At 71.2% G+C, this 26790-nt stretch carries 30 protein-coding genes; all 30 read left to right on the top strand.

The features are described 5' to 3' along the window. Positions 1-164 precede the first annotated feature (164 nt). The 30 genes from LXB15_RS12865 (at position 165) to LXB15_RS12720 (ending at position 26789) form a co-directional block, all read left to right on the top strand. Positions 165-506 carry a DUF6107 family protein gene (locus LXB15_RS12865; RefSeq protein WP_233948832.1) on the top strand — a complete coding sequence of 114 codons (342 nt, stop codon included), beginning with the start codon at positions 165-167 and terminating at the stop codon, positions 504-506. Beyond that, a complete protein-coding gene (locus tag LXB15_RS12860; protein WP_233948831.1) occupies positions 503-1000 on the top strand; it encodes an HK97 family phage prohead protease in 498 nt (165 codons plus the stop codon). Before LXB15_RS12865 ends, LXB15_RS12860 begins: the two co-directional genes overlap by 4 nt. 16 nt (positions 1001-1016) lie before the next feature. Beyond that, a complete protein-coding gene (locus LXB15_RS12855) occupies positions 1017-2267 on the top strand; it encodes a phage major capsid protein (RefSeq protein WP_233948830.1) in 1251 nt (416 codons plus the stop codon). A 67-nt stretch (positions 2268-2334) separates the two neighbouring features. Beyond that, positions 2335-2898 (top strand): head-tail connector protein, encoded by a 564-nt coding sequence (locus LXB15_RS12850; RefSeq protein ID WP_233948829.1) that lies wholly within the window; start codon positions 2335-2337, stop codon positions 2896-2898. Beyond that, positions 2895-3227 (top strand): phage head closure protein, encoded by a 333-nt coding sequence (locus tag LXB15_RS12845; protein ID WP_233948828.1) that lies wholly within the window; start codon positions 2895-2897, stop codon positions 3225-3227. Before LXB15_RS12850 ends, LXB15_RS12845 begins: the two co-directional genes overlap by 4 nt. Beyond that, positions 3227-3430 (top strand): hypothetical protein, encoded by a 204-nt coding sequence (locus tag LXB15_RS12840; protein WP_233948827.1) that lies wholly within the window; start codon positions 3227-3229, stop codon positions 3428-3430. The genes LXB15_RS12845 and LXB15_RS12840 overlap by 1 nt, the downstream gene beginning before the upstream one ends. Before the next feature lie 131 nt (positions 3431-3561). Beyond that, positions 3562-3972 (top strand): DUF3168 domain-containing protein, encoded by a 411-nt coding sequence (locus LXB15_RS12835; protein ID WP_233948826.1) that lies wholly within the window; start codon positions 3562-3564, stop codon positions 3970-3972. A 118-nt stretch (positions 3973-4090) separates the two neighbouring features. After that, entirely contained in the window at positions 4091-4504 is a 414-nt protein-coding gene (locus tag LXB15_RS12830; RefSeq protein WP_233948825.1) for a phage major tail protein, TP901-1 family, read from the top strand. A gap of 2 nt (positions 4505-4506) precedes the next feature. Beyond that, complete coding sequence (locus LXB15_RS12825) at positions 4507-4851, top strand: gene transfer agent family protein (protein WP_233948824.1); 345 nt, start codon at positions 4507-4509, stop codon at positions 4849-4851. After that, entirely contained in the window at positions 4848-5066 is a 219-nt protein-coding gene (locus LXB15_RS12820) for a rcc01693 family protein (protein WP_255696597.1), read from the top strand. The genes LXB15_RS12825 and LXB15_RS12820 overlap by 4 nt, the downstream gene beginning before the upstream one ends. Positions 5067-5076: 10 nt before the next feature. After that, positions 5077-5643: a phage tail tape measure protein gene (locus tag LXB15_RS12815; protein WP_233948823.1), complete on the top strand. Its 567-nt coding sequence runs from the start codon at positions 5077-5079 to the stop codon at positions 5641-5643. 2 nt (positions 5644-5645) lie between these two features. Beyond that, positions 5646-6281 (top strand): DUF2460 domain-containing protein, encoded by a 636-nt coding sequence (locus LXB15_RS12810; RefSeq protein ID WP_233948822.1) that lies wholly within the window; start codon positions 5646-5648, stop codon positions 6279-6281. Further along, complete coding sequence (locus LXB15_RS12805) at positions 6278-7168, top strand: DUF2163 domain-containing protein (protein ID WP_233948821.1); 891 nt, start codon at positions 6278-6280, stop codon at positions 7166-7168. Before LXB15_RS12810 ends, LXB15_RS12805 begins: the two co-directional genes overlap by 4 nt. Then, positions 7165-7599 carry an NlpC/P60 family protein gene (locus tag LXB15_RS12800; RefSeq protein WP_233948820.1) on the top strand — a complete coding sequence of 145 codons (435 nt, stop codon included), beginning with the start codon at positions 7165-7167 and terminating at the stop codon, positions 7597-7599. The genes LXB15_RS12805 and LXB15_RS12800 overlap by 4 nt, the downstream gene beginning before the upstream one ends. 3 nt (positions 7600-7602) lie before the next feature. Continuing rightward, positions 7603-11484 carry a glycoside hydrolase TIM-barrel-like domain-containing protein gene (locus LXB15_RS12795; RefSeq protein WP_233948819.1) on the top strand — a complete coding sequence of 1294 codons (3882 nt, stop codon included), beginning with the start codon at positions 7603-7605 and terminating at the stop codon, positions 11482-11484. A 32-nt stretch (positions 11485-11516) separates the two neighbouring features. After that, positions 11517-11723: a hypothetical protein gene (locus LXB15_RS12790; RefSeq protein ID WP_233948818.1), complete on the top strand. Its 207-nt coding sequence runs from the start codon at positions 11517-11519 to the stop codon at positions 11721-11723. A 124-nt stretch (positions 11724-11847) separates the two neighbouring features. Next, positions 11848-12171, top strand: a complete 324-nt coding sequence (locus tag LXB15_RS12785) for a hypothetical protein (RefSeq protein ID WP_233953305.1) — start codon at positions 11848-11850, stop codon at positions 12169-12171. A 43-nt stretch (positions 12172-12214) separates the two neighbouring features. Next, positions 12215-12886, top strand: coding sequence for a response regulator transcription factor (locus tag LXB15_RS12780; RefSeq protein ID WP_233948817.1), 672 nt, complete (start codon positions 12215-12217; stop codon positions 12884-12886). Next, on the top strand, positions 12867-14252 hold the full coding sequence (locus LXB15_RS12775; RefSeq protein WP_233948816.1) for an ATP-binding protein: 1386 nt from the start codon (positions 12867-12869) through the stop codon (positions 14250-14252). Before LXB15_RS12780 ends, LXB15_RS12775 begins: the two co-directional genes overlap by 20 nt. 70 nt (positions 14253-14322) lie before the next feature. After that, positions 14323-14739: a hypothetical protein gene (locus LXB15_RS12770; protein ID WP_233948815.1), complete on the top strand. Its 417-nt coding sequence runs from the start codon at positions 14323-14325 to the stop codon at positions 14737-14739. Positions 14740-14808: 69 nt separating this feature from the next. Further along, positions 14809-15171: a type II toxin-antitoxin system RelE/ParE family toxin gene (locus tag LXB15_RS12765; protein ID WP_255696596.1), complete on the top strand. Its 363-nt coding sequence runs from the start codon at positions 14809-14811 to the stop codon at positions 15169-15171. After that, positions 15168-15479 (top strand): DNA-binding transcriptional regulator, encoded by a 312-nt coding sequence (locus tag LXB15_RS12760; protein ID WP_233948813.1) that lies wholly within the window; start codon positions 15168-15170, stop codon positions 15477-15479. Before LXB15_RS12765 ends, LXB15_RS12760 begins: the two co-directional genes overlap by 4 nt. A 221-nt stretch (positions 15480-15700) precedes the next feature. Further along, a complete protein-coding gene (ccmI, locus tag LXB15_RS21025; RefSeq protein ID WP_304502377.1) occupies positions 15701-16903 on the top strand; it encodes a c-type cytochrome biogenesis protein CcmI in 1203 nt (400 codons plus the stop codon). Beyond that, a complete protein-coding gene (gene ccmE / locus LXB15_RS12750; protein ID WP_233948812.1) occupies positions 16900-17391 on the top strand; it encodes a cytochrome c maturation protein CcmE in 492 nt (163 codons plus the stop codon). Before ccmI ends, ccmE begins: the two co-directional genes overlap by 4 nt. Then, complete coding sequence (locus LXB15_RS12745) at positions 17388-19364, top strand: heme lyase CcmF/NrfE family subunit (RefSeq protein WP_233948811.1); 1977 nt, start codon at positions 17388-17390, stop codon at positions 19362-19364. The genes ccmE and LXB15_RS12745 overlap by 4 nt, the downstream gene beginning before the upstream one ends. A 71-nt stretch (positions 19365-19435) precedes the next feature. Further along, positions 19436-19855, top strand: coding sequence for a cytochrome c-type biogenesis protein (locus tag LXB15_RS12740; protein WP_233953157.1), 420 nt, complete (start codon positions 19436-19438; stop codon positions 19853-19855). A 158-nt stretch (positions 19856-20013) separates the two neighbouring features. After that, positions 20014-21531, top strand: coding sequence for a Do family serine endopeptidase (locus LXB15_RS12735; protein WP_233948810.1), 1518 nt, complete (start codon positions 20014-20016; stop codon positions 21529-21531). A 127-nt stretch (positions 21532-21658) separates the two neighbouring features. Continuing rightward, positions 21659-22375, top strand: a complete 717-nt coding sequence (locus LXB15_RS12730; protein WP_304502376.1) for a response regulator transcription factor — start codon at positions 21659-21661, stop codon at positions 22373-22375. Positions 22376-22378: 3 nt separating this feature from the next. After that, positions 22379-23800 carry a HAMP domain-containing sensor histidine kinase gene (locus LXB15_RS12725; RefSeq protein ID WP_233948809.1) on the top strand — a complete coding sequence of 474 codons (1422 nt, stop codon included), beginning with the start codon at positions 22379-22381 and terminating at the stop codon, positions 23798-23800. Further along, positions 23790-26789 carry a bifunctional [glutamine synthetase] adenylyltransferase/[glutamine synthetase]-adenylyl-L-tyrosine phosphorylase gene (locus tag LXB15_RS12720; RefSeq protein ID WP_233948808.1) on the top strand — a complete coding sequence of 1000 codons (3000 nt, stop codon included), beginning with the start codon at positions 23790-23792 and terminating at the stop codon, positions 26787-26789. Before LXB15_RS12725 ends, LXB15_RS12720 begins: the two co-directional genes overlap by 11 nt. Position 26790 lies beyond the last annotated feature (1 nt).

Below are 26790 nucleotides of genomic sequence, written 5' to 3'. Positions count from 1 at the left end.
CCTCCGGACGCGATCCGGAAAGCGGACGCGCAAAAAAGGAGCGGCGCCAGAGGCACCGCTGAAAAACATCGACATCAAAATCAGGACGGGAAGACCATGCGGCGAGGACGGTCGAATGTCAATCCGCGGCAGGGCGATCCCGCCGTGCGGACGGAGCCGGAGCGATGAGCGCCGAGCCGGCGACGGCGCTGGCGCTGTGGCTGTCGAAGCTGGTCGGGGCGATCGCCGGATCGGCGATCTCGGTGGCGTATCTCCTGCCGCGCGGGCGGCGCGAGGCGGCGACGCGGTTCCTGACCGGCATCGTTACGGGCCTCGTCTTCGGCCCGCCGGTCGGGCTGATCCTCGCCGAGCGGATGCGGCTCGACGACAGCCTGAGCGCGGTCGAGCTGGCGCTGATCGGCTCGGCCGTCGCGAGCCTCTGCGCCTGGTGGGGGCTGGGGGTGCTGCAGCGCTTCGCCGAGAGCCTGTTCCGCGCCCGGCCGGGCTCCGGCGGAGGCGAGAAATGAGCGCTCGCGCGGCGCCGGTGCCGGAAGGCGAGGCGGCGGCGGCAATCCGCGGCTATGCGGCGCTGTTTGGCGATACCGACACGGCCGGCGACCTGATCGAGCCGGGCGCCTTCGGCGCCTCGCTGCGCCACCGCGGCACGGCGGGCATCCGCATGCTCTGGCAGCACGATCCGGCGCGGCCGATCGGGGTGTGGACCGCGATCCGCGAGGACCGCGAGGGGCTCTATGTCGAGGGGCGGCTGGCGCTGTCGACCCAGGCGGGCCGCGAGGCGGCCGAGCTGGTCGCCGCCGGCGCGCTGGACGGGCTGTCGATCGGCTTCCGGCCGCGGCTGGCCCGCCGCGGCGTCGGCGCGACGCGCCGCCGGCTCGTCACCATCGATCTCTGGGAGATCTCGCTGGTGACCTTTCCGATGCACGAGCGGGCGCGGCTGATCGCACCTGCCTTCAGCCGTGCCGCCACGGGCAGCGCGCGGCCGGCCTTCATCGCCCACTGACAGAACGGAGAACAGCATGAACGATCTCTCTCCCGCCGCCCCGGCGACCAAGGCGGCGACGCCGGGTTCGCGCGACAGCTTCGACGACTTCATGGAGGCGTTCGAGGGGGTCCGCGAGGCCAATGACGAGCGCCTCGGCGCCATCGAGAAGCGCATGAGCGCCGACGTGCTGACCGAGGAGAAGGTCGAGCGAATCTCCCGGGCGCTCGACGAGCAGGAGCGGCGGATGGAACGGCTGGCGCTGAAGCAGCTGCGCCCGCCGCTCGCCGGCAACGAGGGCGGCGGCCGGGCGCTGCCGAGCGAGCGCAAGCAGGCCTTCGAGCGCTATGTGCGGGCCGGCGACGAGCGCGAGCTGCGGCGGCTGGAAGAAAAGGCGATGTCCAGCCTGACCGGGGCGGATGGCGGCTTCCTGGTGCCGGACGAAACCGAGACGGAGATCGGCAGGCGCCTCGCGGCGATCTCGCCGATCCGCTCGATCGCCACGGTGCGCACGGTCTCGGCTTCGGTGCTGAAGAAGCCCTTCGCGATCACCGGGGCGCAGACCGGCTGGGTCGGCGAGACCGAGGCGCGGCCGCAGACGACGGCGCCGCAACTGGCAGAGCTGAGCTTCCCGACCATGGAGCTCTACGCCATGCCGGCGGCGACCAACGCGCTGCTCGACGATGCGGCCGTCGATATCGACCGCTGGATCGGCGAGGAGGTGGAGCAGGCCTTCGCCGCGCAGGAAAGCGCCGCCTTCGTCTCGGGCGACGGGGTGAACAAGCCGGCCGGCTTCATGACCGTGCCGACGGTGGACGAGGCGGCCTGGGCGTGGGGCGCGGTCGGCACGATCGCCAGCGGCGCGGACGGCGGCTTCGCGCCGGACACGGCGGCCGACGTGCTCATCGACCTCGTCTATGCGCTGAAGGCCGGCTACCGGCAGAACGCCAGCTTCGTGATGAACCGGCGCACCCAGGCGGCGCTGCGCAAGATCAAGGACGCCGACGGCAACTATCTCTGGCAGCCGCCGGCGGGCGCCGGGGCGCGGGCGACGCTGATGGGCTTCCCGATGGTCGAGGCTGAGGACATGCCGGACATCGCGGCGGGATCGAAGGCGATCGCCTTCGGCGACTTCGCCCGGTTCTACCTGATCGTCGACCGGCAGGGGGTGCGGGTGCTGCGCGACCCCTATTCGGCCAAGCCGTACGTCCTGTTCTACACGACCAAGCGGGTCGGCGGCGGGGTGCAGGACTTCGACGCCGCCAAGTTCCTTGAGTTCTCCGCCTGACGGACGGCCGACCACGACAGGCGGCCGGGCGATGGCGCCCGGCCGGGCTACATGCGGGGAGACGACCATGACGACGACGATCGACCTCGGCGGCGGCGCCGAGCCGGTGACGCTCGACGAGGCCAAGAGCTGGTGCCGGATCGAGCGCGACGACGAGGACGGGCTGATCGGGGATCTGGTCCGCGCGGCGCGCCAGGGCATCGAGGCGATGACCGGGCTGGTGCTGGCGCGGCGGGTGTTCCGGCTGGCGCTGGACGATTTGCCGGCGCATGGCTGGATCGAGACGACGCGGCGGCCGCTGGCCGGGATCGTCGCGATCACTGCCTACGGTCCGGCGGGTGAGCCGGTGAGCTTTGATGCCGACGAGGCGATCGTCGAGCGGGCGCTGGGGCTGGAGGCGATAAGGCTGTCGCCGGCGGTGCGGGCCGCGGCAGTGAACGGCGTCGAGGTGGAGTTCGAGGCGGGCTATGGCGAAGGCGCGGTGCCGGAGAATATCCGCGTCGCGCTGCGGATGATCGTCGCGGCATCGTATGAGCTGCGCGCGGCGGTGGATCCGCAGCTGCAGCCGGCGGCGATCCCGAAGCAGGCGCTGGCGCTGCTCGCCCCCTACCGGCGGGTGACGCTCGGATGACGCCGCTGTTTCTCGATCCGTCGCTCCTGAGGAAGCGCCTGTCGCTGCAGGAGGCGGTGGCGACGCCAGACGGCGCCGGCGGCGCGTCGGAAACATGGGTCGAACTGCGGGAGATCTCGGCGCATGTCGAGCCGGTGGCGGCACGGGACCGCGAGCGCTTCGACAGCCGCGAGGCGACGATCACCCACCGGGTGATCTGCCGGGCGGCGCCGGAGGTGGCGCGGGGGCGGTCGTTCCGGCTCGGCGAGCGGCGGCTGCTGATCCGGTCGGTGCACGACCCGGACGAGACGGGCCGGTACCTGGTCTGCCGCTGCGAGGAGGCGGCCTAATGCGGGTCACGGTGCGGGTGAAGGCGCCGAGGCTGCGGCCGGTGATGCCGGCGGACACGGCGGCGTTGCGGGCGCGGCTTGCGGCGCTGCGGGACCTCGTCGGGAACGCGCCGCTGCCGCGGACGTCGCGTTTGCGGGAAGCGGGAGCCGGGTTGGTGTTCGCGAAGGCGGCACGGCGCGGCGACGCCCGCAAAGACCCGTGAAACCGGGCGCGCGACAGGGCCGGCGCGGGGTATGACGAAAATTTCAGATAATTCGCGGCGTCGGCGTCTTCCCCGGCGCGGCGATCAACGTATCTTACAGCGTAGAACAGAACGCGAGCGAGGATGGTGACATGGCGCATCCGAGCGCAGAACTGCAGAGCGTGATCTTCCAGACCCTGACCTCCGATCCGGGCCTGACGGCGCTGCTCGGGGGTCCGAAGGTCTTCGACCGCCGGCCGGAGCAGGCGAAGTTTCCGTATCTGACCCTCGGCCGGACCGCGGTGGTCGACTGGTCGACCGGCACCGAGGACGGGGCGGAACACATACTGACGCTGCATGTCTGGGCGAAGGGCGGCGGCAAGCAGGAAACCTACGAGATCATGGACAAGGTGGTCGAGCGCCTGAGCAACACGCCGATGGCGCTGCCGGGCCATCACCTGATCAACCTGCAGCTGCAATTCGCCGAGGCGCGGCGCGAGCCGGAATCCACCGCCTATCACGGCATATTGCGGTTCCGGGCGGTGACCGAACCGGTCGCCTGACCAGCGGGGCGCCGGCGGCGCCCTGCAAGCATCGACGTCCAGCAGTGACATCCAGGCGGCCCTTCGGGTCGCCTTTTTTCATGGCCGGTGCGCCGGCGCCGAGATGAGGAATTCCGCAATGGTGGCCCAGAAAGGCAAGGACCTGCTCCTGAAGGTGGACGAGGCCGGCAATGGCGGCTTCGTCACCTTGGCGGGGCTCAGGACGCGGCGGATCGCCTTCAATGCCGAGACGGTCGACATCACCGATGCCGAGAGCGCTGGGCGCTGGCGCGAGCTCCTGGGCGGGGCCGGGGTGCAGCGCGCCTCGCTGTCGGGCGCCGGCATCTTCAAGGACGCGGCCTCGGACGCGGCGCTGCGGCAGATCTTCTTTGCCTCGCGGGTCGTGCCGTTCCAGGCGGTGATCCCGGATTTCGGCACTATTACCGGGCCGTTCCAGGTGACGGCGCTGGAATATGGCGGCGAGCACAATGGCGAGGTGAGCTTCGAGGCGACGCTGGAATCGGCCGGCGCGCTCGTCTTCGCGGCGCTCTGACCATGGCGGCGAACCGGCGGCGCGGCGAGGTATCCGCGATCATCGATGGAAGCGAGCGGACGCTCTGCCTGACGCTCGGGGCGCTCGCGGAGCTGGAGGACAGTTTCGCCGCCGACAATCTCGCGGACCTCGCCGAACGCTTCGGCGCCGGAAGGCTGTCGGCGCGCGACCTGATCCGCATCCTCAGCGCCGGGCTGCGGGGCGCCGGCGATAGCGCGAGCGAGGCCGAGGTGGCGGCGATGCACATCGAGGACGGCGCGGCGGGCGCCGCGCGGCTCGCGGCGGAACTGCTGACGGCCGCCTTCGGGGTGCCGGAGCCGGGCACGGAGACCGGCGCAAACCCTTGAGCGCCGCGCCGGCGGAGCAGGCCGGCGGCGCGGCATTTCCCTGGGACGCGGCGATGGCGGCGGGGCTCGGCCATCTGCGGCTTGCCCCACGCGACTTCTGGGCGATGACGCCGCGCGAACTCGCCGCGGCGCTCAGGCCCGTCGGCGGCCCGATCCTGCAGCCGCTGCGGCGGGCCGAGCTGGCCGCGCTGATCCGGCAGTTTCCCGACCCCTGAGGGACGATCCATGGAAGATGACGAGACGCTGAGCGTTGCCATCGTCGCCGATACGAGCGGCTTTGCGCAGGCGATGGACGACCTGACGCGCCGGGCAAACAGCTTCGGGACCGCGATCAGTTCGGCCCTGCGCGGCGCGGTATCAGGCGGGCGGAGCTTCGACACGGTGCTGCGCCAGCTCGCCCAACGCATCTCCGGCATCGCCCTCGACGCGGCGCTGCGGCCGCTGACCAGCCTGGCGGCGGGCCAGCTCGGCCAGGTGCTCGGGAGCATCGGCGCGGTGGCGGGACAGGCGCCGCGCATCCTGCCGTTCGCCAAGGGCGGCGTCGTCGGGACGCCGAGCTTCTTTCCGGCCGGCGGAAACCTCGGGCTGATGGGCGAGGCGGGGGCGGAGGCGATCCTGCCGCTGCGGCGCGGCGCTGACGGCACGCTGGGCGTCGCGGCACCCGGCGGCGGGGCAGGGCCTTCCATCGTCTTCAACGTGACCAGCCCGGACGCCGAGAGCTTCCGGCGCTCGGAGGCGCAGATCCAGGCGATGCTGGCGCGCGCGGCAGGCCGCGGCCGGCGGGGGCTCTAGCCATGGCGATCGCGGCGTTCGACGAAGTGCGGTTTCCGCTGCGGCTGTCCTTCGGGACGAGCGGCGGGCCGGGGCGGCGGGTGGAGATCGTGCGGCTGTCGACGGGGTTCGAGCACCGCAATCTGCGGCACCGCCATTCGGTGCGGCGCTACGATGCCGGGTCGGGGCTGCGGAGCCTCGCCGATCTCGCCGAAGTGCTGGCGTTCTTCGAGGCGCGGCGGGGACGGCTGACCGGCTTCCGCTTTCGCGACCCGCTCGACTGGCATACGGCGCCGTATGGCGCGCCGGCCGGGGCGTTCGACCAGTTGCTCGGCATCGGCGACGGGGTGACGACGCGCTTCAGCCTGCGCAAGATCTACGGCGAGGGCGAGGCGGCCTATCACCGGCCGATCGAGAAGCCGGTGGCCGGCACCGTGACGGTCGCGGTGGACGGGGTGGAGGTCGCGGCGGGTTTCGCGATCGACACGGTGTCCGGGAGCGTCACCTTCGCGGCGCCGCCGGGCGCCGGGGCGGCGGTGACGGCGGGCTTCGCCTTCGACGTGCCGGTGCGCTTCGACGTCGAGCAGCTGAGCGTCAACGTCGCCGCCTTCGAGGCCGGCGACATCCCGTCCATTCCGCTGATCGAGATCCGGCCATGAGGGACATTCCGGCGGCGCTGGCCGCCCATTTGGCGCTTCCGGCGACGACGCTGGCGCATGGCTGGCGGCTGACGCGCAAGGACGGCGTCGTCCTCGGCTTCACCGACCACGACGCGCCGCTGCATTTCGCCGGCACCGTGTTCGAGGCGGCGACGGGGCTGAGCGCGACGGAGGCCGAGGCGACGCTCGGACTGGCGGCGACGACATCGGAAGTGGAGGGCGCACTGGCGTCGGCGGCGATCGACGAGGCCGACATCAGGGCCGGTCGGTTCGACGGCGCGAGGGTCGAGATCTTCGCCGTCGACTGGCAGGACCCGGCGTCGCACCTGCTGCTCGACGTCGCCGAACTCGGCGAGGTGAAATACGGCGAGACCGGTTTTGCCGCGGAACTGCGCGGGCTGACGGCGGCGCTCGACCGGGTGCGCGGGCGGCTCTATCGGCGCCGCTGCGACGCGGTGTTCGGCGACCATCGCTGCCGGTTTCCGGCGCAGGAGCCGCCCCATACGATCGAGGTGGTCATCGCCGGCACCGAGGCTGCCGCGGTGCTGGTGGCCGGCGACCTTGGCGGCAATCCGGGCCGCTTCGGCTTCGGCGGGGCGGTGTTTCTCGACGGCGCGGCGGCGGGGCTGGCGGCGGAGGTCGTCACGGCCGCGACGACCGGGCTCGGCACGGTCCGGGTGGCGCTGGCCGATCCGCCGGAGGCGGCGGTTCAGCCGGGCAACCGGCTGCGGCTGACCGAAGGCTGCGATCGGCGCTTTTCGACCTGCCGCGACCGCTTCGGCAATCAGGCGAATTTCCGCGGCTTCCCGCATATTCCGGGCGGCGACCAGGTGTTCTCGATCGCCAAGAGCGACGGCGTCCATGACGGCTCGCCGGTGGTGCCATGACCGCGTCGACGCGGCCGGCGGTGGCGCTGACCGTGGCACGAAGCTTCCTCGGCACGCCCTATCGGCACCAGGGCAGCCGGCGCGGCATCGGCTGCGACTGTCTCGGCCTGGTGCGCGGGGTCTGGCGGGAGCTCTACGGAAGCGAGCCGGAGGCGCCCGGGCCGTATCGCACCGACTGGGCGGTGCGCGGCGGGCCGGACCGGCTGATGGAAGCGGCGCGCCGGCATCTCGTGGCGGTCGAGGCCGCCGGGATGCTGCCGGGGGACGTGCTGCTGTTTCGCTGGCGGGACGGCGCGCCGGCGAGCCATTGCGGCATCGCCGACGCGGACGGGCGGGTGATCCACGCCTATGAGGGCGCCGCGGTCGTCTCCTCGCCGCTGCCGCATGCCTGGTCGGCGCGGATCGCCGGCGTCTTTCGGTTTCCGGAGTAGGTGATGGCGACGATCCTGTTGCAGGCGGCGGGCAGCCTCGTCGGCGGCGTGCTGGGCGGGCCGTTCGGCGCGGTGCTCGGCCGCGCCGCCGGGGCGCTGGCGGGCGCTTCGGTGGATTCCTGGCTGTTCGGCGGCACGACGCGCAGCGAGGGGCCGCGGCTCACAGGCAGCCGCATCATGCAGGCCGACGAGGGCGCCGGCATCCCGCGCGTCTACGGCAGCGCGCGGGTTGCCGGCCAGGTGATCTGGACGACGCGTTTCGAGGAGGATTCCGACACCGAGCGCCAGGGCGGCAAGGGCGGCCCGCGGGTGGAGGTCACCACCTACAGCTATTACGGTAATGTCGCCGTCGGGCTCTGCGAGGGGCCGATCGCCGCGATAAGGCGGGTCTGGGCGGACGGCGAGGAACTCGACCTCTCCGACATCGTATACCGCGTCTATCGCGGCGACGAGGGACAGGCGCCCGATCCGCTGATCGAGGCGCGGCAGGGCGCGGGCAACGCGCCGGCCTATCGCGGCCTTGCCTATCTCGTCTTCGAGCGGCTGCCGCTGGAGCGCTGGGGCAACCGCATCCCGCAGATCTCCTGCGAGGTGCTGCGCCCGGTGGGCCGGCTGGAGAGCCAGATCCGGGCGGTGACGATCATCCCCGGCGCCAGCGAGCACGGGCTCGACCCGCGCCCGGTGCGCGAGCGGCTGGGGCCGGGCGAGGACCGGCTGGTGAACCGCAACATGCTCTACAAGGCCAGCGACTGGACGGCCTCGCTGGACGAACTCGGCGCGCTCTGCCCGGCGCTCGGGCGCGCGGCGCTGGTCGTCTCCTGGTTCGGCGACGATCTGCGGGCGGGGCACTGCACGCTGCGGCCGGGGGTGGAACTTTCGGCGCGCGACGAGGACGAGACCTGGCGGGCCGGCGGCGTCGGGCGCGGCGGCGCAAGGCTGATCAGCCGGCTCGGCGGCGGTCCGGCCTTCGGCGGCACGCCGAGCGACGCCGGCGTCCTGCGGGCGATCGCCGACCTGAAGGCACGGGGGCTCGCGGTCACCTACTACCCGTTCATCCTGATGGACGTGCCGCAAGGCAACGCGCTGCCCGACCCCTATGGCGGGGCGGCGCAGGCGGCGTTTCCCTGGCGCGGCCGGATGACGCTGGATATCGCGCCCGGCAGGCCGGGCTCGCCGGACGGCACGGCGGCGGCACGGACGGCGGTGGACGCGTTTCTCGGAACGGCCGATCCGTCGGATTTCAGCGTCGGGGCGGGCGGGATCGGCTATTCCGGGCCGGCCGAATGGTCCTATCGCCGGATGATCTTCCACCAGGCGCATCTAGCCAAGCTTGCCGGCGTCGACGCCTTCGTCATCGGCTCGGAAATGCGCGGCCTGACGCAGATCCGCGACGGCGACGGGCGGTTCCCCTTCGTCGAGGGGTTGATCGACATCGCCGAGGCGGTGAAGGCGATGATGCCGGAAGCGATCGTCACCTATGCGGCGGACTGGAGCGAGTATTCCGGCCACCAGCCGGCGGACGGGTCGGGCGACGTATTCTACCATCTCGATCCGCTCTGGGCCTCGCCGGCGATCGACGTCGTCGGCATCGACAATTATTTGCCGCTTGCCGACCGGCGAGACGGCGCCACGGCAGAGGATGGCGCGCCGTCGGACTACGATGTGCCGGCGCTGCGGGCGGGGATCGCGGGCGGGGAGTATTTCGACTGGTACTATGCCGGCGATGCCGACCGGGCGGCCGGGCTGCGCACCCCGATCACCGACGGCGCGGCGGGCAAGCCGTGGGTGTTCCGACCGAAGGACATCGCCAGCTGGTGGGCCAATCCCCATGTCGAGCGGCGCGGCGGCGTGGAGGTGGCGGGCCCGTCGCCCTGGGTGCCGATGTCGAAGCCGATCTGGTTCACCGAGCTCGGCTGCCCGGCGATCCACCGCGGGCCGAACCAGCCGAATGTCTTCGTGGATCCGAAATCGTCCGAGAGCTTCGTGCCGCATTTCTCCGCCGGCGGCCGGGACGACCTGGTGCAGCGGCGGTTCCTCGAGGCGCAGCTCGGCTACTGGGACCCAGCCTCGCCGGATTTCACCGCGGCGAACAACCCGGTCTCGCCGCTCTATGGCGGGCGGATGGTCGATCCGGGCGCAATCCACCTCTGGACCTGGGATGCGCGGCCCTATCCGGCGTTTCCGGGCCGCACCGACGTCTGGAGCGACGGCGACAACTGGCGGCGCGGCCACTGGCTGAGCGGCCGCCTGGCCAATGCGCCGGTGGACGCGCTGATCGCGGCGATGCTCGAGGACCACGGCATCGGCGACTACGACGTCTCCGCCGTGGAAGCCTCGATCGGCGGCTTCGTCGTCTCGGGGCCGGACACGGCGCGCCGCGCGCTGGAAGAGCTGATGCGGCTGACCGGCACGGTGGCGCATGTCTCGGGCGGCGGGCTGGTGTTCCGCTCGCTGGCGCGGGTGTCGCCGGTTTCGGACATCGGCGCGTTCGTCGACGACGAGGGCGCCTATGTCGAGCGGCGGCGCGGCGAGGCGGGCGAGGCGGCGGAAGAGATCGCGCTCGGCTTCCTCGATCCGGCCCGCGCCTACCAGCCGGCCTCGGCCGAGGCGGTGCGGGCGGAGGCGGCGCATCCGCGCAAGGCGGTCGTCGACCTGCCGGTGGTGCTGGAGGAGGACCAGGCGCGGGAACTGGCGGCGGCGATGCTGCAGGAGGCCGGCGTCATCGCGGAGACCGCGCGGCTTGCCGTCGCGCCGTCGATGCTCGGGCTCGAGACCGGCGACGTGGTGACGCTTGCCGAGCGGCCGGGCGACTGGCTGGTGACGCGGATCGAGACCGGCGCGGCGCGGCGCATCGAGGCGCGGCGCCTGCCGCCGCGCCGGCGCGCGAGGCCCGACCAGGGCGCGCCAGGACCAACGCCGCAGCCGGGCCGGCCGGGGCTGGCGTCGCGGCCGGTGGTGCATCTCCTCGACCTGCCGCTGCCGGACGGCGGCGAGGGCATCGCCGGCGCGCGCTTTGCCGTCGTCGCCAAACCCTGGGTCCCCTGTGTGATCACCGCCGCCGGCACCGACGGCGCACCCGAGCGGCGGGCGACGGCGAGCCGCCCGGCGACCGCCGGCATCCTGACGCGGGCGCTGGCGGCGAGGCCGGTCGGGATCGTCGACCGGGCGAACCGGCCGCGGGTGCGGCTCTATCGCGGCGCGCTGGCGTCGATCTCGCATGCGGCGATGCTGGACGGCGGCAATCTCTGCGCCGTGGAAGCCGCGCCGGGGCTCTGGGAAGTGCTGCAGTTCGAGATCGCCGAAGAGGTGGCGCCATTCGAGTTCGAGCTTGCCGGCCTGCTGCGTGGGCAGGGCGGGACGGAGGACGCGATGGCGGCGGGAGCGGCGGCGGGTGCGGCCTTCGTGCTGCTCGATGCCGGCGCCGGCGCGCTCGGGCTGACCAGCCGGGACGTCGGCCGGAGCCTTGCCTGGCGGGTCGCGCCGCTCGGCCGGCCGCTCGACGATCCGGCCGTGGTGAGCGTCACCGCGGCGCTGGGCCACCGCTCGGTGAAGCCGCTGTCGCCGGTGCATCTGGCCGGAACCTACGCCGCCGACGGCAGCCTGACGGCCACCTGGATCCGCCGGACGCGGATCGGCGGCGACGGCTGGGACGGCATAGAAGTGCCGCTCGGCGAGGAGCGCGAACTCTACCGCATCGAGATCACGGACGCGGCGGGTGGGCTCCTGGTGCGGGAGACGGACGGGCCGGCGCTGGCGGTGCCGGCCGGGGAACTGGCGGCGGCCTTCGGGGCGTTGCCGGCGGCGCTGACGCTCCGCGTCGCCCAGGTGAGCCCGCAATGGGGCGCGGGGACGGCCCGCAGCGCCGTGATCGGCCGGGCGGTCTGAGCCCGCGAAGAAACCAGCAAGAGGAGACGCGCATGAACGAAGACAAACCCTGGTACCAGTCGCGCGGCGTCTGGGGCGGCATCGTCGCGCTCGTCGCGGCGCTAGCCGGCCTGTTCGGCGTCACGCTCGATGCCGCGACTCACGAGGCGCTGACGGTGTCGCTGACCAGCGCCGCGGCAGCGATCGGCGCCGTGGTGGCGATCATCGGCCGGCTGGCGGCGCAGAAGACGCTCCGCTAGCATGGGCCACGAGGCGGCGGACGAAAGTTCGCCGCCTACATTCATTCGTCGTTCAGCGACCGGCTGCTAGTTAGAGACACGCCCTTCACCGCCCGGCGGCCCTTCCGGCTCACATCAGGCCCACATGACCCCACTGCGCCTCTTCATCGCCTGCCTCCTGACCTTGATGCTGCCCGGCATGGCGGGCGCGGCGACGACCGGGGCGAAAGTTCCGGTGGCGGAAAGGGTGCAGGGTTTCGACTGGTCGGAACGCCCCGACGACAGCTTCGAGATCGCGCAAGCGGACTGCTCGGGCGCGGCGGCGCAGGCGGCGGCGCAGACCGGCGGGCAGGTTCTCTCGGTGTCGAGCCGCGAGGAGGGCGGGCAGACCGTCTGCGTGGTGACCGTGCTGATTCCGGGCACCGACGGCGGCCGGCCGCGCAAGGAGACGGTGACGATCCGGCCCTGATCGGGGCGGGATCCGCCGGACGGCACTAGCAGGGGACGAATTCATGCGCATCCTGGTGGTCGAGGACGACCAGACTCTGAACAGGCAGCTGACCGAGGCGCTCGGCGGCGCCGGCTACGTGGTCGACCGCGCCTTCGACGGCGAGGAGGGGCATTTTCTCGGCGACACCGAGCCCTACGACGCGGTGATCCTCGACGTCGGCCTGCCGGTGATGGACGGCATCAGCGTGCTCGAGCGCTGGCGCCGGGAAGGGCGCCGCATGCCGGTGCTGATCCTGACCGCCCGCGACCGCTGGAGCGACAAGGTCGCCGGCATCGACGCCGGCGCCGACGACTACGTCACCAAGCCGTTCCACGTCGAGGAAGTGCTGGCGAGGGTCCGGGCGCTGATCCGCCGCGCCGCCGGCCACGCCTCGTCGGAGATCCATTGCGGGCCGCTGCGGCTCGACATGCGCGCCTCGCGCGTGACGCTGGACGGCACGCCGCTGAAGCTGACCTCGCACGAATACCGGCTGCTCGACTATTTGATGCACCACCAGGACCAGATCGTCTCGCGGACCGAGCTCATCGAGCATCTCTACGACCAGGATTTCGACCGCGACTCCAACACGATCGAGGTCTTCGTCGGCCGCCTGCGCAAGAAGATCGGCATCGACCTGATCGAGACCGTGCGCGGCCAGGGCTACAGGATGCGCGATGCTGACCCGGGCCGGTAGGTCCCTCACCGCCCGCGTCATCGTCCTGTCGAGCCTGTGGGCGGTGCTGGCGCTTGCCGTGGCGGGTGGGCTGATCTCGTCGCTCTACGCGCAGACGGCCGAAAAAGGCTTCGACGACCTTTTGACCGCGCAGCTCTACAACCTGGTGAACAGCGTCGGCATCGGGGCGAACGGCTTCCTCTCCGGCTCGCCCGATCTCGGCGACCTGCGCTACGTGCAGCCGCTGTCGGGCTGGTACTGGGAAGTGCTGCCGGCGAGCGAGAACACCCGCGGCCGCCTATCGTCGGGCTCGCTCGGCATCCTGTCGATCCCGCAGGTGTCCACGGCCGAGGCGCCGTTCGATCCGGCCTATCGCCGCAGCTACGAGATCCCGGGCCTCGACGGCGAGACGCTGAAGGTCATGGAGACCGAGGTGGTGCTCGACGCCGAGAACCATGCAGCGCGGTTCAGGGTGATGGGCAATGCCAGCGTGCTCGCCGCCGAGATGGCGCGCTTCGACCGGACGCTGACGCTTTACCTCGGGGCGGTGGGGCTTGGCACCGTCCTGGTCAACGTGCTCGCCATCCTGTTCGGGCTGCGCCCGCTCGGCGAGGTGCGGCGGGCGCTGTCGCGGGTGCGCACCGGCCGGGCGGAACGGCTGACAGGGCGGTTCCCGAGCGAGATCGAGCCGCTGGCGGTCGAGCTGAACGCGCTGATCGACAACAACCGCCGGATCGTCGAGCGCTCGCGCACCCAGGTCGGCAATCTCGCGCATTCCCTGAAGACCCCGATCGCCGTGCTGGTCAACGAGGCGGAAGCGGTGGGCGGCGAGCGCGGGCGGATCATCGCCGACCAGAGCGAGCGCATGCGCCAGCAGGTGCAGCATTATCTCGACCGGGCGCGGGTGGCGGCGCAGTCGGAGGGCGCGGTCTTCCGCACGCCGGTGCTGCCGGTGCTGGAGCGGCTGGCCCGGGTCGTCGCCAAGCTCAACCCGCATCTGGAACTGGAATTCGACGCCGCGGATGCCGGCGAGCTGGTGTTCGCCGGCGAGCAGCAGGACCTCGAGGAGATCCTCGGCAACCTCCTCGAGAATGCCGGCAAATGGGCCACGGGCCGCGTCCGGCTGGGCGCCTCGGCTATCTCGCCGGAGCGCCTGGCGATCGTCGTGGAGGATGACGGGCCGGGGCTCAGTGAGGCCGAGATCGCGGTCGCGACGAAGCGTGGCCGGCGCCTCGACGAGGCGGTGCCGGGCAGCGGCCTCGGCCTTTCCATTGTCTCCGACATGGTGGCGGAATATCGCGGCACGCTGGGTTTCGGGCGTTCGACGCTGGGCGGATTGCGCGCCGAGATCGCCCTGCCGCGCGCGCTCGGTTCGCTGGCGGCTTGACATCGCGGGGCGAAGCGACGAACTCCCCCCGGAAAGACGCCGACGCTCCGCCGGCAGAATGTCCCATCGGATGAACGCCATGCGCACCCTGTCGAAGCTCGCCGTGCCGCTGTTGCTGCTGCCTTTCGCCGGCTGTCTCAGCGGCGGCCTGGGAGGCGGCGGCGGCTTCGGCGCGGCATCGGCCGGCGTGACGGCGCTGGACGGCGGCCTGATCGGCCAGAACGAGGCGACGCGCGCCTGGCCGTCGCAGGCGCGCTCGCGGGCGCTGGAGGCGGAATTCCAGGCGCTGCAGTTCGGCCTGCCGGGCCAGCCGGTCGCCTGGGCCGCCGACGGCTTCAGCGGCGAGGTGGTGCCGACGCAGCTCTACCGCGTCGGCTCGCAGGATTGCCGCGGCTATTCGCACACCTTCAAGGGCACGGCGCAGCCGACCAAGACGGTCGGCACTGCCTGCAAGACCGCGGAAGGTTACTGGAAGCCGGTGGCGTAAGGCGGCGGGCGGCTTCACGGGCGCCTTGTCTCGATTGACATGATACGTAAGTTACGTATCATCTGATCCATGCACTCCGTCTGCCTGACCTCCGCATTCGAGCGCGCGGCCCGGGCAGCGGGCATGACCGAGAGCGAGATCAACGCTCTCGTCGATTACCTCGCCGAGAACCCGGCTGCCGGCGAGGAGATGAAGGGCACCGGCGGGTGTCGGAAGCTTCGCGTGGCCGGTCGCGGGAAAGGCAAGAGCGGCGGCTATCGGACCATCACCTTCTATTCCGGTGAGGCTGTTCCCGTCTTTCTCATTACGGTGTTCTCGAAGGGCGAGCGTGCCAGCCTGACCGCCGGCGAGCGGAACAAGCTCAAGGCCATGGCAGCCGTCCTGGTCGATGAGTACAAGCAACGCGTGACGAAAGTGGGTGAGGACAGATGAGCAAGGAGGCCTTCGAAAGGATTTCGGAGGGTCTGGACGAAGCGGTTCGGATCGCGCGGGGTGAGCTCAAGCCCGTCAAGCTTCATGTTCCTGCCGAACTGGACGTCCGAGGCATGCGTCGGCGTCTGGGCCTGTCGCAGGATGCGTTCGCGTCGGCCTTCGGCTTCACCATCAACCAGATCCGCGAGTGGGAGCAGGGGCGGGCGCGGCCTCTCGGCGGCGTGCGCGCCTACCTGCTACTGATCGAGCGTTCGCCGCAGAGCATTCTCGCGCTGCTCCAAGATACCGGTGCGCATCAGGCGGCCTAGATCGCGTCACTGCGCATCCGCCCGCAGGTGCCCGTCTGCTGTCTGGCGTCTAGAGATGGGCGACCTGCGGAATCTACGTACCCGCTTTCCCTTTGATTTGAATGGGCAGGCATCGCCCGCTCTGCTAGAGCCTCGCCGCGTCTTGCAATGAAACCGCGGGAAGCGAGAGCCGGGTCCGCCGGCCTGTTCCGCTCGGCTCCCGCTGTTCGTATAAGGGTGGCATGATTTTCTGGTTTGTCGCAGCCGGCATGACGGCTGCCGCGACGCTCATCGCCTTGTGGCCGCTGTTTGCCGATGCGCCGCGCCAGGTGGCCTCGCGCGCCGAGCACGACGTCGAGGTCTATTCCGCCCAGCTGCGCGAGCTCGAGGCCGATGTCGAGCGCGGCACGATGCCCGCCGCCGAGGCGGCGACGGCGCGCGCCGAGATCGGGCGCCGGCTGCTGCGCGCCGCCGGCAAGGCCAAGCTCGCCGCCGAAAGCGGGCCGCGCGGCTGGCGGCGGCGCGGCGCCGTCGCCACGGTGGTCGCCGTGGTGGCGCTGGTGCCGCTCAGTTCGGCCGGCCTCTATTATCTCTATGGCGCGCCCGGCCTTCCCGACCTGCCGCTCGCCGGACGCCAGGCGCCGGGCCAGACGCCGGATCCCGATATCGGCCGGATGGTCGCCGCCGCGGAGGAACGGCTGGCGACGGAGCCGGAGGACGGCCGCGGCTGGGACGTGCTGGCGCCGATCTACCTGCGCATGGAGCGGCCGGAGGATGCCGCCAACGCCTTCCGCCAGGCGATCCGGCTGCTCGGCACCTCGGCGCCGCGCGAGGCGGGGCTGGGCGAGGCGCTGACCCAGCTGGCCGACGGCGAGGTCACCGACGAGGCGCGCGGCGCCTTCGAGCGGGCGCTCGCCATCAATCCCGCCTTCCTGCCGGCGCGGTTCTTCCTGGCGCTCGACCTGTCGCAGGAGGACCGCCACCAGGAGGCCGCCGTCGCGTGGTCGCAGCTCGTCGAGATGAGCCCGCCGAACGCGCCGTGGATGCAGATCGCCAATGCCGCGCTCGCCGACGCGCGCCAGAACGGCGCCGCGCCCGTGGCCGATTCCGGTGCGGGAGCCGCGGCGGGTGCGGGCGGGGCTCCGGCCGCGTCGGGGCCGACCGCCGCCGATGTCGAGGCGGCGGCGCAGATGGCCGAGACGGACCGTCAGGCGATGATCCAGGGCATGGTGGCGCAGCTCGCCGACCGTCTCGCCGCCCAGCCTGACGACGTGGAAGGATGGAAGCGGCTGATCCGTTCCTATAGGGTGCTGGGCGAGGACGACCGGGCCGGCGAAGCCTTCCGGACCGCCTCGCGGACCTTTGCCGCGGACTCGGCCGCCGGGCGGGAGATCGCCGCTTTGGGGACGGAACTCGGCCTCGCCGCGCAGGAGACGCAGCCATGACCCGCAAGACCAAGCGCCTAGCCTCGATCGCGGCGATCCTGGTGGTCATCGGCGCGGCGGCGGGCCTGGTGCTCACCGCGCTGTCCGACTCCGTCGCCTTCTTCAACTCGCCGAGCGACATCGTCGCCAACGCCCCGGCCCCGACGCAGCGGATCCGCCTCGGCGGCCTCGTCGAGGCGGGGTCGGTGGTCCGCGACGGATCGAAGCACGTCACCTTCCGCGTCACCGACACGCTGGAAAGCGTGCCCGTCGCCTATACCGGCCTGCTGCCGGACCTCTTCCGCGAGGGACAGGGCGTCGTCACCGAAGGCACGCTCGGGCCGGACCGGGTCTTCATGGCCGACACGGTGCTCGCCAAGCACGACGAGAACTACATGCCGAAGGAGGTCGTCGACGACCTGAAGGCGCGCGGTCTCTGGGAGGAGGGCAAGGGGATGGTCAATTCCGAGGCGAAGCCCGTTTCGATGGACGCGGGAGCCGGCTCATGATCGTCGAGATCGGCCACTACGCGCTCATCCTGGCGCTGTCGCTGTCGCTCCTGCAGTCGGTGCTGCCGGCGATCGGCGCCCGCACCGGCGACGCCCGGCTGATGGAGACCGGACCGCTGACGGCGACGGCCAGCTTCGTCCTGCTCGCCATCGCGTTCTCCTCGCTCACCGCCGCCTACGTGATGTCCGACTTCTCGGTGCTGAACGTCTTCCAGAACTCCCATTCGCTCAAGCCGATGCTCTACAAGATCACCGGCGTCTGGGGGAACCACGAGGGCTCGATGCTCCTGTGGGTGCTGATCCTGGTGTTCTTCGGCGCGCTGGTGGCGCTGTTCGGCCGCGACCTGCCGGCCAGCCTGAAGGCCAACGTGCTGGCGGTGCAGGCCTGGATCACCACCGCCTTCCTGCTGTTCATCCTGACCACCTCGAACCCGTTCACGCGGCTGGTACCGGCGCCGATGGAGGGCCAGGACCTCAACCCGATCCTCCAGGACATCGGCCTCGCGATCCATCCGCCGCTGCTCTATCTCGGCTATGTCGGCTTCTCAGTGGCCTTCTCCTTCGCGGTGGCGGCACTCATCGACGGGCGGATCGACGCCGCCTGGGCCCGCTGGGTGCGGCCGTGGACGCTGGCGGCCTGGATCTTCCTCACTGCCGGCATCGCGATGGGCTCCTACTGGGCCTATTACGAGCTCGGCTGGGGCGGCTGGTGGTTCTGGGACCCGGTCGAGAACGCCTCGTTCATGCCCTGGCTGTCGGGCACCGCGCTGCTGCATTCGGCGCTGGTGATGGAAAAGCGCTCGGCGCTGAAGATCTGGACGATCCTGCTCGCCATCCTGACCTTCTCGCTGTCGCTGCTCGGCACCTTCCTCGTGCGCTCCGGCGTCCTCACCTCGGTGCACGCCTTCGCCGTCGACCCGGAGCGCGGCGTGTTCATCCTGGGGATCCTCTGCCTGTTCATCGGCGGCTCGCTGGCGCTGTTCGCCATCCGCGCCTCGTCGCTGGAATCGGGCGGCCTGTTCGCTCCGATCAGCCGCGAGGGCGCGCTGGTGCTCAACAATTTGTTCCTGACGACGGCGGCGGCGACGGTGCTGATCGGCACGCTCTACCCGCTGCTGCTCGAGGTTCTCACCGGCGAGAAGATCTCCGTCGGCGCGCCGTTCTTCGACCTGACCTTCGGGCCGCTGATGGTGCCGCTGCTGCTGGCTGTGCCGTTCGGTCCGCTGCTCGCGTGGAAGCGGGGCGACCTGCTGGCGGCGGCGCAGCGGCTGTATGTCGCCGTCGGCGCGGCGATGCTCGCCATCTTCGCGACGGTGGCCGCCAATTCCGGCGGCGAGATCCTCGCCGCGCTCGGCTTCGGCCTGGCGGTCTGGCTGCTGGTCGGCAGCCTGGTCGATCTCTTCGGCCGGGCGAATTTCGCCAAGGTCGGCTGGCGCGTCGGGCTGGCCCGGCTGCGCGGCCTGCCGCGGTCGGCCTTCGGCACGGCGCTGGCGCATTTCGGCCTCGGCGTGACGGTGCTCGGCATCGTCGCCACCACCGCCTTCGAGACTGAGACGGTAACGACGATGGCGCCCGGCCAGAGTGTCGATGCAGGCGGCTATTCGGTGCAGTTCGACGGCGTCGCGGCGCGGGCGGGGCCGAACTACGAGGAGCAGGTCGGCACCTTCACGCTGCGCCGGGACGGGGTCGGCGCCGGGACGATGGAGAGTGCCAAGCGCTTCTACCCGGCAAGGCAGATGCCGACGACCGAGGCGGGGATCGTCACAAGCTGGTTCTCGCAGCTCTACATCTCGCTCGGCGATCCGGCGCCCGATGGCGGCATCGTCGTGCGGATCTGGTGGAAGCCGCTGATCACGCTGATCTGGATCGGCGCGATCTTCATGGCCGTCGGCGGCACGGTCTCGCTCGCCGACCGGCGGCTGCGGGTCGGCGCGCCGGCGCGCGGCCGCGGCCCGCGGCTGGCGGAGGCGTGACGTTGCTGCCGCGCCTTCGCCGCATCCTCGCCGTCATCGCGCTGGCGCTGCTGCTGCTTCCGGGCGCGGTAATGTCGCCCGCAGGCGCCGTGCAGCCCGACGAGGTGCTGGCCGATCCGGCGCTGGAATCGCGCGCCCGCGACCTTTCGGCGGGCCTCAGGTGCCTCGTCTGCCAGAACCAGTCCATCGACGATTCGGACGCCGAACTCGCCAAGGACCTGCGGGTGCTGGTGCGCCAGCGGCTGGTCGCCGGCGATACCAATGCCGAGGTGATCGACTATCTGGTGTCGCGCTACGGCGAGTTCGTGCTGCTGAAGCCGCGCTTCGAGTGGGGCACGCTGGCGCTCTGGGCGACGCCCGTCGTCGTGCTGCTCTCCGGCGTCGCCTTCGCGGTGTCCAGCGTCCGGCAGCGCCGCCGCGAAAGCGCTGTCGCCGCGCTCTCGGCCGAGGAAGAGGCGGCGCTCGACGATCTTGCACGGTCGCGGCAATAGCCGGCGCAGCAGGCCGCCTGAGCAAGGCAACCTTACGAACATTTCACACGGCCGAAAACCTCCCGTAATCCGGGCGTCCCTATTTTCCCCGTCATCAGCAGCTATCCGCCATCCAGCGGAACGAGCCGCCGACGAATTCAACGGAAAAAGGGTCTCCGATGCGAAACCAAGTCAACAGCAAGAAGACGCGCCGCGGCGTGATCGCCAGCGTCCTGGCCGCCGGCGTTGCCGGATCGGTCCTCGCCGGCGGAATGCTGACCAACACCGTGCCGGTGCTCGCAGATCCGGTCAAGGTCGAAGCGCCGACCGAGAATTTCGGCTTTGCGGACGTCGTGGAGAAGGTCTCCCCGGCGGTCGTATCCGTGCGCGTCACCCAGAACATCACGCCGGCGGCGAACGACGGCGCCCAGATGGAAAGCCCGTTCGGCAATCTGCCGGAAGACCATCCGCTGCGCCGCTTCTTCGACGTTCCTGGCAGCCCCGGCATGCCGCGCGGCATGACCCCGCCGCGCGAGCCCCGCAACGCGATGGGCCAGGGCTCGGGCTTCTTCATCTCCGACGACGGCTACGTGGTCACCAACAACCACGTCGTCGAAGGTGGCAGCAAGTACACGGTAGTCATGGATGACGGCACCGAGTTCGATGCCAAGCTGATCGGCACCGACCCGCGTACCGACCTCGCCCTGCTCAAGGTCGACGACGCGGATCGCACCTTCACCTATGTCGAGTTCGGCAGCGATGATGGCGTGCGCGTCGGCGAGTGGGTCGTCGCCGTCGGCAATCCGTTCGGCCTCGGCGGCTCGGTGACGGCCGGCATCGTCTCGGCCCGCGGCCGCGACATCGGCGCCGGCCCCTACGACGACTTCCTGCAGATCGACGCGGCGGTCAATCGCGGCAATTCCGGCGGCCCGGCCTTCGATCTCAACGGCAAGGTCATCGGCGTCAACACCGCGATCTTCTCGCCGTCGGGTGGCAATGTCGGCATCGCCTTCGCCATCCCGGCTTCGGTCGCCAAGGACGTGATCAAGTCGCTGCGCGAGAATGGCAGTGTCGAGCGCGGCTGGCTGGGCGTGCAGATCGCGCCGGTGACCGCCGACATCGCCGAGGCTGTCGGCCTCGCCGACGACAACGGCGCGATCGTCACCCTGCCGGACACCGAGACCCCGGCTTCCAAGGCCGGCATCGAGACCGGCGACGTGATCACCGCGGTCAACGGCGAGACCGTCGAGGGCCCGCGCGAACTGGCCCGCAAGGTCGCCGACTACCGGCCGAATGCCAAGGTCGACGTGACCGTCTGGCGCGACGGCAAGGCCCAGGAGATCGCCGTGACGCTCGGCGACCTGTCCAGCCTCGACGAGGCGGCTTCGGCCGAAGGGTCTTCCGGACGGCCGTCGGTCGATCCGTCCTCGCTGTCGGGCTATGGCCTGACGCTGACGCCGTCGGAAGACGGCGACGGCGTGGTGGTGACGAATGTCGACCCGGACTCGTCCGCGGCGGACCGTGGCGTGCAGGCCGGCGACGTCATCGTCGCCGTCAACGGCACGGAGGTCTCCAGCCAGAAGGAGGTCCAGGACGCGATCTCCGAGGCTTCGGAATCCGGCCGCAATGCAGCGCTCTTCCAGCTGCGCAACGGCGACCAGAACCGCTTCGTCGCGCTGCCGATCGCCAAGAGCTGACCATGACGATGGACGGGGTCCTTCGCGACCCCGTCCCGGGCGGCGGGGCCGGTGGCGTTTCGGAAACGAGACGCTTCGGTGCCGCCGCCTTTTCTTTTGACGACGATCGACGAGATAGGGAACGGACATGTCTTCTGTTGCAGCCGAGGGGCTTTCTCCCGTTTCCATGCGCATTCTCATCATCGAAGACGACCGCGAGGCGGCCGCCTATCTCGTCAAGGCGCTGCGCGAGGCAGGCCATGTCGCCGAGCACGCCGCCAACGGCGAGGACGGCTTCCACATGGCCGATACCCGCAGCTACGACGTCTTGATCGTCGACCGCATGCTTCCGGCACGTGACGGGCTCTCGGTGGTCTCAGGCCTGCGCGAGAAGGGCAACGGCACGCCGGCGCTGATCCTTTCGGCGCTCGGCCAGGTCGACGACCGAGTCACCGGCCTGCGGGCCGGCGGCGACGACTACCTGCCCAAGCCCTTCGCCTTCTCCGAACTGCTGGCGCGGATCGAGGTGCTCGGCCGCCGCCGCGGCGGCAAGGAGGTCGAGACCGCCTACCGCGTCGGCGACCTCGAACTCGACCGGCTGTCGCACGAGGTCAAGCGCGGCGGGAAGCCGATCGTCCTGCAGCCGCGCGAGTTCCGCCTGCTGGAATATCTGATGAAGCACGCCAACCAGGTGGTGACCCGCACCATGCTGCTGGAGAACGTCTGGGACTATCATTTCGACCCGCAGACCAACGTCATCGACGTGCATGTCTCGCGGCTGCGCTCGAAGATCGAGCGCGAGTTCGGCTCGCCTCTGCTGCATACGGTGCGCGGCTCGGGCTACATCATGCGCGCCGGCGAATAGGGCATGGCGCGGCTAAAGGCGCTGATGCGGATGACGGCGGTTCGCCTGTCCGCGGTTTATCTCCTGCTTTTCGCCATCTGCGCCGTCGTGCTGGTGTTCTACGTCACCGCCACGGCATCGAACATCCTGAAGAACCAGAGCCGTGCCGCGATCTCGGAAGAGATCAGCGAACTCTCCCTGATCTACCAGACAACCGGCATCGTCGGGTTGGTGCGGACGATCGACCGGCGGGCGCGCCAGCCGGGCGCCTCGCTCTATCTCGTCACCGACGCCACCGGGCGGATCATCGCCGGCAATGTCGAGAGCCTGCAGGTCGGGGTCCTGGACGAGAACGGATTCACCGAGAACGCCTTCGGCTACGAACGCTTCTCCGAAGACGCCAGGAACCGCTACTATATCGCCGTCGCCGAGGTCTTCAGCCTGCCGAACGGCATGCGCATTCTTGTCGGGCGCGACCAGACCGAACAGGAGCGCTTCCGCGAGATCGTCCGCTCGGCGCTGATCCTGGCGCTCGCATTGATGAGCGCGGCGGCGGTGCTGGCCTGGGTCTTCGTCGGCCGCAAGGCGCTGCAGCGGCTCGACCGGATGTCTGCGGCCAGCAACCGGATTCTTGCCGGCGACCTCAGCGAGCGGCTGCCGGTGACCGGGGCAGGCGACGAATTCGACCGGCTGTCGGAGAACCTCAACCGGCTGCTGGCGCGCGTCGCGCTGCTGCAGGAGGGACTGCGGCAGGTCTCCGACAACATCGCCCACGACCTGAAGACGCCGCTGACGCGGCTGCGCAACCGCGCCGAGGCGGCGCTTGCCGTGGGGGCGGGGGCGGGCGAGGGGGGCCCGCGCGAGGCGCTGGAGGGCATGCTCGGCGAGGCCGACCAGATGATCCGCACCTTCGACGCGCTGCTGATGATCTCGCGGGTCGAGGCGGGCTCGCACCCGGTGCTGAAGCAGAGCGTCGACATCGCGGCGATCGTCGCCGACGTCGCCGAACTCTACGAGCCGCTGGCCGAAGAGGTGGACGCGCGGCTGGTCGTCGATGCGCCGTCGCCGGTCATGGCGCTGGTCAGCCGCGAGCTGATCGCCCAGGCCCTGTCCAACCTCATCGACAATGCGCTGAAATATGCCGTCGCGCCCGACCGGCCGACGACGGTGACGATCCGCCTCGCGGTGGCGGACGGCATGTGCCGGCTTTCGGTGGAGGACGACGGCCCCGGCATCCCCGCCGACCAGTACGAGCGGGTGCTGGAGCGCTTCTACCGGCTCGACCGCAGCCGCACGATGCCGGGCTCGGGCCTCGGCCTGTCGCTGGTGCAGGCGATCGTTCGCGTGCATGACGGCGAGCTGACGCTTGAGGATGCCGCGCCCGGCCTTAGAGTTGTGCTGGTGTTTCCCCTCGATGGAAGGACCAGCAGCAGCGATGGCGGATGACCGACCCTGCCTCGGGATCGGCGGAGACATCCGCCCGCTCCCGCTCGACCCCGACAAGGCCGCGGCCTGGCTCGCCGACCTGCGCAAGGCGGCGGCGGCGAGGGAACTGCCGCGGCTGGAGGCGTTCCTGGCCGGCGGCGGCAAGCAGGTCGACGCGCTCGCCGCGATCCTCGACCTCTCCACCCACCTCAACGCCGAGATGCTGCAGCATCCGGAATGGCTGGACGGGCTCTTCGACCATGAGCCGCGGGCCCGGATCGACGCGCTGATCGCGGAAGCCGCCGGCCTTGCCGGCGCCGATCTCGGCGAATCCGCGATGATGCGCGAACTGCGCCGCATCAAGCGCGAGGCCAGCCTGCTGATCGCGCTGCGCGACCTGTTCGGGGCGGCGTCGGTCGCCGAGACCACCGCCGACCTCTCGGCCCTGGCGGAAGCGGCGATCGACGCCGCCATGCGCTTTTGCCTTGCCGACGCGCATCGCGCCGGCAAGCTGCAACTGCCGCATCCGGACGACCCGGAGCACGGCTGCGGCATCTTCGTGCTCGGCATGGGCAAGCTGGGAGCCGGCGAGCTCAACTATTCCAGCGACGTCGACCTGATCGTGTTCTTCGACGCCGACGCCGGCATCTGCACCGATGCGGGCGAGCAGGTGGACGTGTTCTCGCGGCTGGTGCGCCGGCTGGTGCGGATGATCGGCGAGCGCACCGCCGACGGCTACGTCTTCCGCACCGATCTGCGCCTGCGGCCGGACCCCGGTGCCATGCCGCTGGCGATCTCCACCGACGCGGCGATGACCTATTACGAGGGTAGCGGGCGCAACTGGGAGCGCGCCGCGATGATCAAGGCGCGGCCGGTCGCGGGCGACCGGGCGGCGGGCGAGGCGTTCCTGCAGGAGCTGACGCCCTTCGTGTGGCGGCGCTATCTGGACTTCGCGGCGATCGCCGACATCCAGGCGATGAAGTCGCGCATCGACGAGCATCGCGGCTTCGACGAGATCGCCGTCGCCGGCCACAACGTCAAGCTGGGGCGCGGCGGCATCCGCGAGGTGGAGTTCTTCGTCCAGGCGCAGCAGCTGATTGCCGGCGGCCGGTCCCCCGGCCTGCGGCAGCGGCGCACCGACAAGGCGCTGGCGGCACTCACCGGCGGCGGCTGGATCGCGGCGGACACCGAGCGCGAGCTCAAGGACGACTACTGGTTCCTGCGCCGGATCGAGCACTGCATCCAGATGGTCGCCGACGAGCAGACCCATACGCTGCCTGAGGATCCGGACGGGCTCGAGCGCATCGCGCGGCTGGCCGGTTTTCCCGATCGCGAGGCTTTCTCGACGGCGCTGCTGGAGCGCCTGCGGCGGGTCGACCGGCACTTCACCCGCCTGTTCAACGACGGGCGCAACCGCGACCGGGGGGCGGTGCCGGAAGGCGGCTTCGAGCGGCTGCTGTCCACCGACGACGATCCGGACAGCCTGAAGCGGCTGGCCGAGCTCGGCTATGCGCGGCCCGCCGACATCGCGCGGATCGTGCGGTCCTGGAATTACGGCCGCTACCGGGCGACCCGCTCGGAGGCGGCGCGGGAGCGGCTGGCCAAGGTCATGCCGCTGCTGCTCGAGGCCTTCGCCGACGCGCGCGACCCGGATGCGGCCATCGCCGCCTTCGACACGTTCCTCGCCGGCCTGCCGGCGGGCATCCAGTTCTTCTCGCTGATCGCCTCCAACCCGCGCATCCTCGACCTCCTGGCGCTGATCATCACGTCGTCACCGATGCTGACGGCGACGATGGCGGCCCGGCCGCACGTCTTTGACGCGCTGCTGGACCCGGCCTTCTTCGACGAGGTGCCCGACCGGGCGCTGATGGCCGAGCGGCTGGCGCCGTTCCTCGCCGATGCGCAGGGCTACGAGGAAGTGCTGGCGCGGCTGCGGATCTTCGCCTCCGAGCAGCGCTTCCTGGTCGGCGCGCGGCTGCTCAGCGGCGTGGTCGATGTCGGCGAGGCGGGGCCGGCCTTCTCCAACATCGCCGACGTCGTGCTCGAGGCGACGCTGGCGGCGGTCTCGGACGCCTTCGCCGAGCGCCACGGCCGCGTGCCCGGCGCCCGCGTCGCGCTGCTCGGCATGGGCCGGCTCGGCAGCCGCGAGCTGACGGCGGGCTCGGACGTCGACCTCATCCTGCTCTACGACCATGATCCTGATGCGGAAGAATCCGACGGCGAGAAGAAGCTGCCGGCGAAGGTGTATTTCGCCCGGCTGACGCAGCGGCTGATCGCGGCGCTGACCGCGCCGATGCGCGAGGGCGTGCTCTACGAGGTGGATTTCCGCCTGCGCCCGTCCGGCAACATGGGCCCGCTCGCCACCCATATCGACCGGTTCCGGCGCTACCAGGAGGCCGAGGCCTGGACCTGGGAGCGCATGGCGCTGACCCGCTCGCGCACCGTGGCGGGCGACCCCGGCCTGCGGGACGAGGTCGCTGCGACGGTGCGGGCGCTGCTTGCCGCGCCGCGCGACCCGGCCGAGACCGCCCGCGACGTCGCCACGATGCGGGCCCGCCTGGAGCGGGAGAAGCCGCCGAAGGGCCCGCTCGACCTCAAGCTGCGGCCGGGCGGGCTGATCGATCTCGAATTCCTGGCGCAATGGGCGCTGCTGACCGGCCGCGCGCCGCTCGACCTCGTCGGGCACCCGACGGCGGACGTCCTGGCGGCGGCGGATCTCGGCGACCCGCCGGCGCCGATCGAGGCGGACCTGCCGGGGACGATGCGCTGCTTCACCGCGGTGATCCAGGTGCTGCGGCTGGGGCCTTCCGGCGTCGGCGCGGTGTCCGACCTGCCGCCGGGCCTCCGCGAGCGGCTGGCGAGGACCATCGGCGCGGAATCGGCGGACGGGATCGAGCCGCAGCTGGCGGCCGAGGCGGCGGCGACGCGGTCGGCCTTCGAGACGCTGTTGCCGATCGAGGAGGAAGCCGGCGAAGCGGCGCCGGCGGGCGCGGCGATGCGCCAGCGCTGAG

The organism is Aurantimonas sp. HBX-1, from assembly GCF_021391535.1.
Lineage (GTDB): Bacteria > Pseudomonadota > Alphaproteobacteria > Rhizobiales > Rhizobiaceae > Aurantimonas.
Note: the sequence above shows the minus strand (reverse complement) of the source record. Positions and strands in the feature narration are given on the sequence as shown.

Coding starts and splice junctions, on each gene's coding strand:
- LXB15_RS12740 (WP_233953157.1), top strand. CDS start 19,436: ATGTCGCCCGCAGGCGCCGTGCAGCCCGACGAGGTGCTGGCCGATCCG.
- LXB15_RS12725 (WP_233948809.1), top strand. CDS start 22,379: ATGGCGCGGCTAAAGGCGCTGATGCGGATGACGGCGGTTCGCCTGTCC.
- LXB15_RS12815 (WP_233948823.1), top strand. CDS start 5,077: ATGGAAGATGACGAGACGCTGAGCGTTGCCATCGTCGCCGATACGAGC.
- LXB15_RS12840 (WP_233948827.1), top strand. CDS start 3,227: ATGCGGGTCACGGTGCGGGTGAAGGCGCCGAGGCTGCGGCCGGTGATG.
- LXB15_RS12775 (WP_233948816.1), top strand. CDS start 12,867: ATGCTGACCCGGGCCGGTAGGTCCCTCACCGCCCGCGTCATCGTCCTG.
- LXB15_RS12730 (WP_304502376.1), top strand. CDS start 21,659: ATGTCTTCTGTTGCAGCCGAGGGGCTTTCTCCCGTTTCCATGCGCATT.
- LXB15_RS12845 (WP_233948828.1), top strand. CDS start 2,895: ATGACGCCGCTGTTTCTCGATCCGTCGCTCCTGAGGAAGCGCCTGTCG.
- ccmE (WP_233948812.1), top strand. CDS start 16,900: ATGACCCGCAAGACCAAGCGCCTAGCCTCGATCGCGGCGATCCTGGTG.
- LXB15_RS12785 (WP_233953305.1), top strand. CDS start 11,848: ATGACCCCACTGCGCCTCTTCATCGCCTGCCTCCTGACCTTGATGCTG.
- LXB15_RS12795 (WP_233948819.1), top strand. CDS start 7,603: ATGGCGACGATCCTGTTGCAGGCGGCGGGCAGCCTCGTCGGCGGCGTG.
- ccmI (WP_304502377.1), top strand. CDS start 15,701: ATGATTTTCTGGTTTGTCGCAGCCGGCATGACGGCTGCCGCGACGCTC.
- LXB15_RS12765 (WP_255696596.1), top strand. CDS start 14,809: ATGCACTCCGTCTGCCTGACCTCCGCATTCGAGCGCGCGGCCCGGGCA.
- LXB15_RS12835 (WP_233948826.1), top strand. CDS start 3,562: ATGGCGCATCCGAGCGCAGAACTGCAGAGCGTGATCTTCCAGACCCTG.
- LXB15_RS12720 (WP_233948808.1), top strand. CDS start 23,790: ATGGCGGATGACCGACCCTGCCTCGGGATCGGCGGAGACATCCGCCCG.
- LXB15_RS12805 (WP_233948821.1), top strand. CDS start 6,278: ATGAGGGACATTCCGGCGGCGCTGGCCGCCCATTTGGCGCTTCCGGCG.
- LXB15_RS12760 (WP_233948813.1), top strand. CDS start 15,168: ATGAGCAAGGAGGCCTTCGAAAGGATTTCGGAGGGTCTGGACGAAGCG.
- LXB15_RS12825 (WP_233948824.1), top strand. CDS start 4,507: ATGGCGGCGAACCGGCGGCGCGGCGAGGTATCCGCGATCATCGATGGA.
- LXB15_RS12855 (WP_233948830.1), top strand. CDS start 1,017: ATGAACGATCTCTCTCCCGCCGCCCCGGCGACCAAGGCGGCGACGCCG.
- LXB15_RS12865 (WP_233948832.1), top strand. CDS start 165: ATGAGCGCCGAGCCGGCGACGGCGCTGGCGCTGTGGCTGTCGAAGCTG.
- LXB15_RS12800 (WP_233948820.1), top strand. CDS start 7,165: ATGACCGCGTCGACGCGGCCGGCGGTGGCGCTGACCGTGGCACGAAGC.
- LXB15_RS12770 (WP_233948815.1), top strand. CDS start 14,323: ATGAACGCCATGCGCACCCTGTCGAAGCTCGCCGTGCCGCTGTTGCTG.
- LXB15_RS12850 (WP_233948829.1), top strand. CDS start 2,335: ATGACGACGACGATCGACCTCGGCGGCGGCGCCGAGCCGGTGACGCTC.
- LXB15_RS12745 (WP_233948811.1), top strand. CDS start 17,388: ATGATCGTCGAGATCGGCCACTACGCGCTCATCCTGGCGCTGTCGCTG.
- LXB15_RS12830 (WP_233948825.1), top strand. CDS start 4,091: ATGGTGGCCCAGAAAGGCAAGGACCTGCTCCTGAAGGTGGACGAGGCC.
- LXB15_RS12790 (WP_233948818.1), top strand. CDS start 11,517: ATGAACGAAGACAAACCCTGGTACCAGTCGCGCGGCGTCTGGGGCGGC.
- LXB15_RS12860 (WP_233948831.1), top strand. CDS start 503: ATGAGCGCTCGCGCGGCGCCGGTGCCGGAAGGCGAGGCGGCGGCGGCA.
- LXB15_RS12780 (WP_233948817.1), top strand. CDS start 12,215: ATGCGCATCCTGGTGGTCGAGGACGACCAGACTCTGAACAGGCAGCTG.
- LXB15_RS12735 (WP_233948810.1), top strand. CDS start 20,014: ATGCGAAACCAAGTCAACAGCAAGAAGACGCGCCGCGGCGTGATCGCC.
- LXB15_RS12810 (WP_233948822.1), top strand. CDS start 5,646: ATGGCGATCGCGGCGTTCGACGAAGTGCGGTTTCCGCTGCGGCTGTCC.